Origin of the sequence: Pseudacidovorax intermedius (assembly GCF_001476815.1) — a bacterium.
In the GTDB taxonomy this organism is placed as follows: Bacteria; Pseudomonadota; Gammaproteobacteria; order Burkholderiales; family Burkholderiaceae_C; genus Xenophilus; species Xenophilus intermedius_A.
In genome coordinates, this window is record NZ_LDSL01000020.1 from 23,878 (window position 1) to 30,719 (window position 6,842).

The following is a 6,842-nucleotide window of genomic DNA, read 5'->3' on the forward strand; positions in this document are numbered from 1 at the left end:
CACCGTCGTTCCCGCGCCTTTTCCAATCCCAGGCCCTCGCGGGCCGGAGTCCATCGTCCATGTATCCCATCGATTTCTTCTGGCGCGCCGCGCAGCGCTGGCCCGGGCGCACCGCCATCGACGCACCCGAAGGCGCCGTCCGCTACGACGCCCTCGCCGCGCGGGTGGCCGCCCTCGCGGCCGGCCTCGCGGCGCTCGACCCGGTGCCGCAGAGCCGCGTCGGCATCTGCGCGGCCAACAGCGCCGACCACATCGCCGCGCTGCTGGCCGTGCTGGCCTGCGGCAAGGTCTGGGTGCCGCTCAACCCCAAGAGCACGCGGCCGGAGATCCGGCGCATCGTCGATGCCACCGAGCCCTCCATCCTGGTGCTGGACGCCGCCCATGCCGACCTGCTCGACGGCGCACCGGGCGCCCGCGTGCTCACCGGCGATGCCCCGCCGCCCACCGGTGCCACGACGCTGCGCGCGCTGGAGGCGGCCCATGCCGGCGCGCCGCCGCCGCGGCTGGCGCTGCCCGGCGACGCCACGCAGGCCATCAAGTTCACCGGCGGCACCACCGGCCTGCCCAAAGGGGTGATGCAGCCCTACCGCGCCTGGATGGCCAACATCGCCAACCAGATCCAGGCCTGGGGCTTCGACGAGCACGAGCGCTACGTGGTGGCCGCGCCCATCACCCACGGCACCTCGACCTACCTGCTGCCCATCCTGGCGCAGGGCGGCTGCCACGTGATCCTGGCCGGGGCGGGCGCCGCCGCCGTGCGCACCGCCTTCCGCGAACGCGGCGGCACCGTCTGCTTCATGCCGCCCACGCTGGTCTACATGCTGATGGCGCTGCCGGAGGCGAGCCGCGACGACTTCCCGCGCTTGCGCCGCCTGATCTACGGCGGCGCGCCGATGCCGCCCGAGAAGATCCGCCAGGTGCGCGAGTTCTTCGGCCCCGTGCTGGGCACCACCTACGGCCAGACCGAGGCGCCGCAGATCCTCACCGTGATGCGGCCCGAGGACTTCGACGACCCGCGCAACTGGCCGGCCGTCGGCCGCACCACCTGGTTCAGCGACGTGGCCATCATGGCGCCCGACGGCCGCCTGCTGCCGCCCGGCGAGGTGGGCGAGGTGGTGGCCCGCGGCGACCTGCTGATGACCGGCTACTGGCGCCTGCCCGACAAGACCGCCGAGACGCTGGTGGACGGCTGGCTGCACACCGGCGACCGCGGCCTGATCGACGAGCGCGGCTACCTCTTCCTCAAGGACCGGCTCAAGGACATGGTCATCACCGGCGGCTTCAACGTCTACCCGGTGGACGTGGAGAACGCCCTGGGCCAGCACCCGGCCGTGCACGAATGCGCCGTGTTCGGCCTGCCCGACGACAAGTGGGGCGAGACGGTGCAGGCCGCGGTGCAGCTGCGTCCCGGCGCCGACGTGGGTGAGGCCGAGCTGATCGCCTTCGTGCGCGAGCGGCTGGGGCCGGTGCAGACGCCCAAGCGCATCCACTTCCATGCCAGCCTGCCGCGCTCGCCGGTGGGCAAGGTGCTCAAGACCGCCGTGCGCGAGGCCGCCCTGGCCGCTGCCGCCTGAACCCTGATGCCTTGAACGGAGACACCGATGAACGACAAGAACGCCGCCCCCGTCACCCGCCTGTGCACCCACACCCTCACCAGCCTGCACTACCGCGACGCGGACCTGGTGCAGGACCTGATGGGCCGGAAAACCTTCACCGAGGTGATGCTGATGCAGATCCTTGGCCGCACGCCGCGGCCGGTGGACATGCGCATCACCGACGTGGTGCTGATCGTGCTGATGGAGCATGGCCTCACGCCCAGCGCCATCGCCACGCGGCTGATCTACATGAGCGCGCCCGAGAACCTGCAGGGCGCCGTCAGCGCGGGCCTGCTGGCGGTGGGCAGTTCCTTCGTGGGCACGATGGAGAACTGCTCGCGCCTGCTCGACCGCATCATGGCGGCCGAGGATCCGCAGGCCGAGGCCGCCGCCATCGCCCGGCACCACAAGGCGCAGAAGAGCGCGGTGCCCGGCTTCGGCCACCACCTGCACAAGCCGGTGGACCCGCGCGCCTACAAGCTGCTCGAACTCGGCCGCGTCGAGCCGGAGCTCGCCGGCGGCCACATCCGCGCGCTGGAACTGCTGTCGGCCGCCGTCGATGAGGCCGCCGGCCGGCCCATCACCATCAACGCCACCGGCGCGGTGGCCGCGCTGCTGGGCGAGATCGGCGTGCCCACCGGCGTGATGCGCGGTTTCGCCGTCATCTCGCGCGCGGCCGGGCTGGTGGCGCACATCGTCGAGGAGCAGCAGAGTCCCTCGGGCCGCTTCATCTGGGACACGGTGGAGCACGCCATTCCCTACGTGGGCGAGGGCGGCCGGTGAGCACGGCCCCCGCGCCGCCCGCACCCGCGCCGCAGGCCGCCGTGCAGCCGTCCCCGTCCCGGCCGCCGGCGCTGCCGCTGGACCTGTCGGGCCGGGTCGTCTTCGTCGCCGGCGGTGGCTCCGCCGGTCCCGGCTGGAGCATCGGCCGCGCCGCCAGCCTCACCTACGCCCGCCTGGGAGCCCGCGTGTGCGTGGCCGACCGCGACGCCGCCTCCGCGCAGGAGACGGTGGCGCTGATCCGCGCCGAAGGTGGCGAGGCGCACTGCCTGGTCGGCGACGTGGCGCTGGAGGCCGACGTGCAGCGCCTGTTCGACGAGGCCCGCCGCCAGGCCGGCACAGTGGACGTGCTGCACCACAACGTCGGCATCGGCAAGACCGGCGGACCGCTGGACACCACGGCCGAGGACCTGGACCGCATCCATGCCGTCAACGTGCGCAGCCTGCTGCTGTGCAGTCAGCAGGTGCTGCCGGCCATGCAAACGCAGGGGCGCGGCTCGGTGGTCGCCATCTCGTCGGTGGCGGGCCTGCGCTACGTGGGCTATCCGCACTTGGCGTACAGCGTGACCAAGGCCGCGGTGATCCAGTTCACCCGCATGCTGGCGCAGCAGTACGCCGGCCAGGGCATCCGCGCCAACACGGTGGTGCCGGGCCTCATCGACACGCCGCGCATCGCCACCACCGTGGCGCGCATGTTCTCGGCCGACAGCCTGGACGAGGCCCGCGTCGCCCGTGCCCGGCAGGTGCCGATGGGCCGCATGGGTTCGGCCTGGGACGTGGCGCATGCCTGCGCCTTCCTCGCCTCGGACGCGGCGGCCTATGTCACCGGCACTGAACTGGTGGTAGATGGCGGGCTGACGGGCAAGTACGTCTGACCGAGGCGTTGAGGCTGGACGGCCGCCGCGGCCGGCTTGCGCAGCGCGGCGCAGTAGTCCTTCGGCGGCAGGGCGGGCGTGGCCCACAGGGCATCGAAGCGCTGGCGGTCGGCGGCGCTGCCGCCGGCGGCCAGGCGCACGGTGCGCACCTTCAGGTCGGTGGGCAGGTGCTGTGCCACGCCCAGTGCCGGGTCGGCATGGCCGGCGCCGGTGACCAGCAGCACCACGCGGCCCGGGGCCGCCGCCTGGGCGGCCTGGGCCACGGTGCGGGCCATCTCGCGGTCGCGGGCGACCTGGATGCGGGTCATGGGCTGCAGCTGCGATTCCGGCAGCAGGCCGCAGTGGCCGTCGCGCACCGCCGCCACCTGGGCCTGCCAGGCGGGTGGCGGCAGCTGGGCGTCGAGCGAGACGTCGGCCATGGCGTCCTTCATGCGGGCACGCGGCAGGTTGGCGCCCAGCACCGGCACGCCGGCGCGCACGGCGGCCATCACCGCCGGGCCGTAGTCGGCCCAGGGCCAGGCGCGGTCGCTCCAGGCCAGGGCGGCCCGGGCCTGCGCCTCGGTGGCCGTCGGCGCCAGGGCGGCGGTGCTGCGGCCGCTGTCGGCCATCTCCAGCGCCACGGCGGCCAGGCGCTGGCGGGCGGCGAGGGCGGCCACCGTCTCGCGCTCCAGCGCATGGTGCTCGGCGGCGTCGTGCTGCTCGCCGAGGATCAGCACCTGCGCCGGCAGCAGTGCGTCGAGGCGGCGGCCGAGCGGGGCGTCGGGGGCGCTGGCGGCCGAGAGGTCGGGCGTGGCGGCACCAGGGGCACCGGGCGCCGTCAGGCCCGCGCAGCCGGCCACGAGCAGGCCGGCCATCGACAGTGCCGCGCAGCGGCAGAGCAGGGGCAGGGGTGAAGCCATGGCGCGGATACTAGGCGGCGCGGCTGGCCGCTGCCTGTCCGCGCGATTCGCTTCTTCGCCCGTTCCCTTCGCTTGTCCCCGCTCCCGTGCCCCTTCCCGCCGCCGTCCGGCGACCGCCTTCCTACCGCCTGCGCGTGCTCGGCACGCTGCTGCTCGCCCTGGCTGCCGCCGGCCTGTGCCTGGCGCTGCACACGCCGCTGCCGTGGATGATCGGCCCGATCCTGGCCGTGTCGCTGGCCTCGGTGGCGGGGCTGCCCACCGCCAGCTGGGCGCCGCTGCGCAATGGCGGCCAATGGACCATCGGCGCCGCGCTGGGCCTGTATTTCACGCCGGAGGTGACGGCGCTGGTGGCCGGCCTGTGGTGGGCGATCCTGCTGGCCATCGGCTGGGCGCTGGCGCTGGGCACCGGCTTCGGCCTCTGGCTGGACCGGCTTCACGCGCGGCACATGCCGCAGCTGGCCGGGCCTGCACGAAGAGCCACCACTTACTTTGCCGGCGCCATCGGCGGTGCGTCGGAGATGACGCTGCTGTCCGAGCGGGCCGGCGCCCGCACCGACCTGGTGGCGGCGGCGCACAGCCTGCGGCTGGTGATCGTCACCGTCAGCATTCCCTTCGCGCTGCAGTGGAGCGGCCTGCACGGGCTGGATGCCGTGCCGCCGGCCCTGCGCGACGTGCGCTGGCCGGGCCTGGCCGCGCTGGGCGGCGCCACGGCGCTGGGCGCCTGGGTCATGCTGCGCCTGGGCCGCGCCAACCCCTGGTTCCTCGGGCCGCTGCTGGTGGCGGCCGGCATCTCCATGAACGGCGTGGTGCTGTCGGCGGTGCCGCAGTGGCTGTCGAACGCGGCGCAGTTGGTGATCGCGGTGAGCCTGGGCGTGCGCTTCTCGCGCGAGTTCGTGCACACGGCGCCGCGCTGGCTGGCCTCGGTGGCGGTGGGCACGGTGGCCATGATCGGCGCCTGCGCCCTGTTCGCCATGGCCCTGGCCTGGCTGACCGGGCTGCGCTGGCCGACGCTGCTGCTGGGCACGTCGCCGGGCGGCATCGCCGAGATGTCGATCACGGCCAAGGTGCTGCAGCTGGGCGTGCCGGTGGTGACGGCCTTCCAGGTCTGTCGGCTGGTGGCGGTGCTGCTGCTGACGGCGCCGCTGTTCGACCGCCTGTACCGCAAGCGCTGAGGCCAGCGGCGGCCGGCCCCAAAAGCAGAAGGCCCGCGCGAGGCGGGCCTTCACGAGGCGAAGCGGCCGGAGCGAACCGGCGCCTTCGGCAGCGCTGGCAGGCTCAGCTCAGTGCATCAGCACCGGGTTCTGTGCCAGCTCGGCATAGCCTTCCAGGGTGTCCTCCACCTCTTCCTGGGTGGGCGTGTTTTCCTGCCACGCGGCGATCTGCTGCTGGAACAGCTCGGCCCAGGAGCCGTCGAGGTAGACCTCTTTGCCCGAGCGCTTGTCCACGATCTCGAAGCCGTCGCGCGACAGCAGCGGATGGCTGCCGGCGGGGCGGGTGCCCTCTTCCGGCTGCACGTGGACGACGACGAAGCTGTCGGAGTCGTAAAGCATGTGCATGGCGGGGTGCTTCAGGGAATCGATGAGGGACATGGTCTGTATTTAGCAATCAACGCGCCAGATTCAAGAGCAGCCGACCTCGCGTGGGCCAATGCGCCGCCCTAATGTACGCGGCGGTACCGGCGGGTGTGGGGCGAAAGGGTTTCGGCGCAGCGTGCTTGCAACGGCCGCTGGCCCCCGCCCCCGCCCTCCCCCAGCGAGGGAGGGAGCCAAGACCCGCTGGCTACTTCAGTCGCTCCGCGCTGCGCAGCTGCAGGTCGGCGAAGTCGCCGTTTGCCTCGGTCTGGCGGATGCGCACGGGCAGCCAGCCCAGGTCGGGCGCCAGCCAGACCTCGATCTTCTGGTCGTACTCCCGCCGCGGCAGGCGCACCAGGCGGCGCGCCGGGTGCTCACCCGACGGCGTGGCGACGGTCTCGTCGCCTTCGACGCGGAAGGTCCACAGATCGGCATCGCGCGGTCCCGCCACCTGCAGGCTGATCGTCCGGCCGGCCGTGTAGCGCGCCGGGTCGCCGCCCACCAGCGCGGTGAGCTGCATCAGAACGCTCAGCCGGTCCTGCGCGCCCGGCTGCAGCGGCACGCGGCTGTTGGCGCTGCTGAAGACGATCTCGCCGGTGTCGCGCACGAAATGCGTGGCCACCTCGCTGCGGCGGCGGTCCGAGAAGCGGTCCGGCGCGATGCCCTGCGGGCCGATGCGGCCCTCGCTGGTCTGGGCGCGGATGGTGCGGAACAGCACCTTGAGCGCCAGCCGCGCGTTGTAGCGCTCGCCGTCCTGCAGCCAGCTGAGCTCCCCGAACACGCCGGACATGGGCTGCATGCCCTGCTGGCCGGTGGCGTCGAAGTCGAGCTTGACCGAGCCCGGCAATTGCAGCGGCACGGTGGCGCCGGCGGTGGGCGTGCCGGCCGGCGCCGTGCCGGTGCCGCCCGCGCCGTCGCCGCCGGCCGGGCCGGGCGATGCGCCCGGCGGCGATCCGTTGGCGTCGGCGCTTGCGGCGTCCATGCCGGCCGGCGCGAAGGCCGCGGCCTGCGGGGCGGGCGCCGAGGCGGCAGGTTCCGGCGCGGTGGCGGCCTCGACGGGCGGCGCGGGCGCCTCCGGCACCGGGGTCGCCGGTTCTGCGGCGGTTCCGGTGCCCGCCGCAG

General features: G+C 73.9%; 7 protein-coding genes. 4 read left to right on the forward strand and 3 right to left on the reverse strand.

Features of this window, described 5'->3' with window-relative positions; all coding sequences use genetic code 11:
• Positions 1-59 precede the first annotated feature (59 nt).
• Genes NS331_RS02810 through NS331_RS02820 form a run of 3 tightly spaced genes read left to right on the forward strand, consistent with a single transcriptional unit; the run spans position 60 to position 3,250 of the window.
• Complete coding sequence (locus NS331_RS02810; RefSeq protein WP_058640497.1) at positions 60-1,574, forward strand: class I adenylate-forming enzyme family protein; 1,515 nt, start codon at positions 60-62, stop codon at positions 1,572-1,574.
• 27 nt (positions 1,575-1,601) lie between these two features.
• Entirely contained in the window at positions 1,602-2,378 is a 777-nt protein-coding gene (locus NS331_RS02815) for a citryl-CoA lyase (protein ID WP_058640498.1), read from the forward strand.
• Positions 2,379-2,419: 41 nt separating this feature from the next.
• Entirely contained in the window at positions 2,420-3,250 is an 831-nt protein-coding gene (locus NS331_RS02820; protein WP_058640503.1) for an SDR family NAD(P)-dependent oxidoreductase, read from the forward strand.
• Here the strand turns inward: NS331_RS02820 and NS331_RS02825 are convergent.
• On the reverse strand, positions 3,193-4,149 hold the full coding sequence (locus NS331_RS02825; protein ID WP_242873630.1) for a ChaN family lipoprotein: 957 nt from the start codon (positions 4,147-4,149) through the stop codon (positions 3,193-3,195). The two genes, NS331_RS02820 and NS331_RS02825, sit on opposite strands and share 58 nt — an antisense overlap.
• 86 nt (positions 4,150-4,235) lie before the next feature.
• Here NS331_RS02825 and NS331_RS02830 point away from each other — a divergent pair, with 86 nt between their 5' ends.
• Positions 4,236-5,321 (forward strand): AbrB family transcriptional regulator, encoded by a 1,086-nt coding sequence (locus NS331_RS02830; protein ID WP_058640499.1) that lies wholly within the window; start codon positions 4,236-4,238, stop codon positions 5,319-5,321.
• 108 nt (positions 5,322-5,429) lie between these two features.
• Here the strand turns inward: NS331_RS02830 and NS331_RS02835 are convergent, their stop codons facing one another.
• On the reverse strand, positions 5,430-5,705 hold the full coding sequence (locus tag NS331_RS02835) for a BTH_I0359 family protein (RefSeq protein WP_058640504.1): 276 nt from the start codon (positions 5,703-5,705) through the stop codon (positions 5,430-5,432).
• Positions 5,706-5,928: 223 nt separating this feature from the next.
• Positions 5,929-6,842 (reverse strand): DUF3108 domain-containing protein (locus tag NS331_RS02840; protein WP_153012726.1); only part of this gene is annotated, 914 nt, incomplete at its 5' end.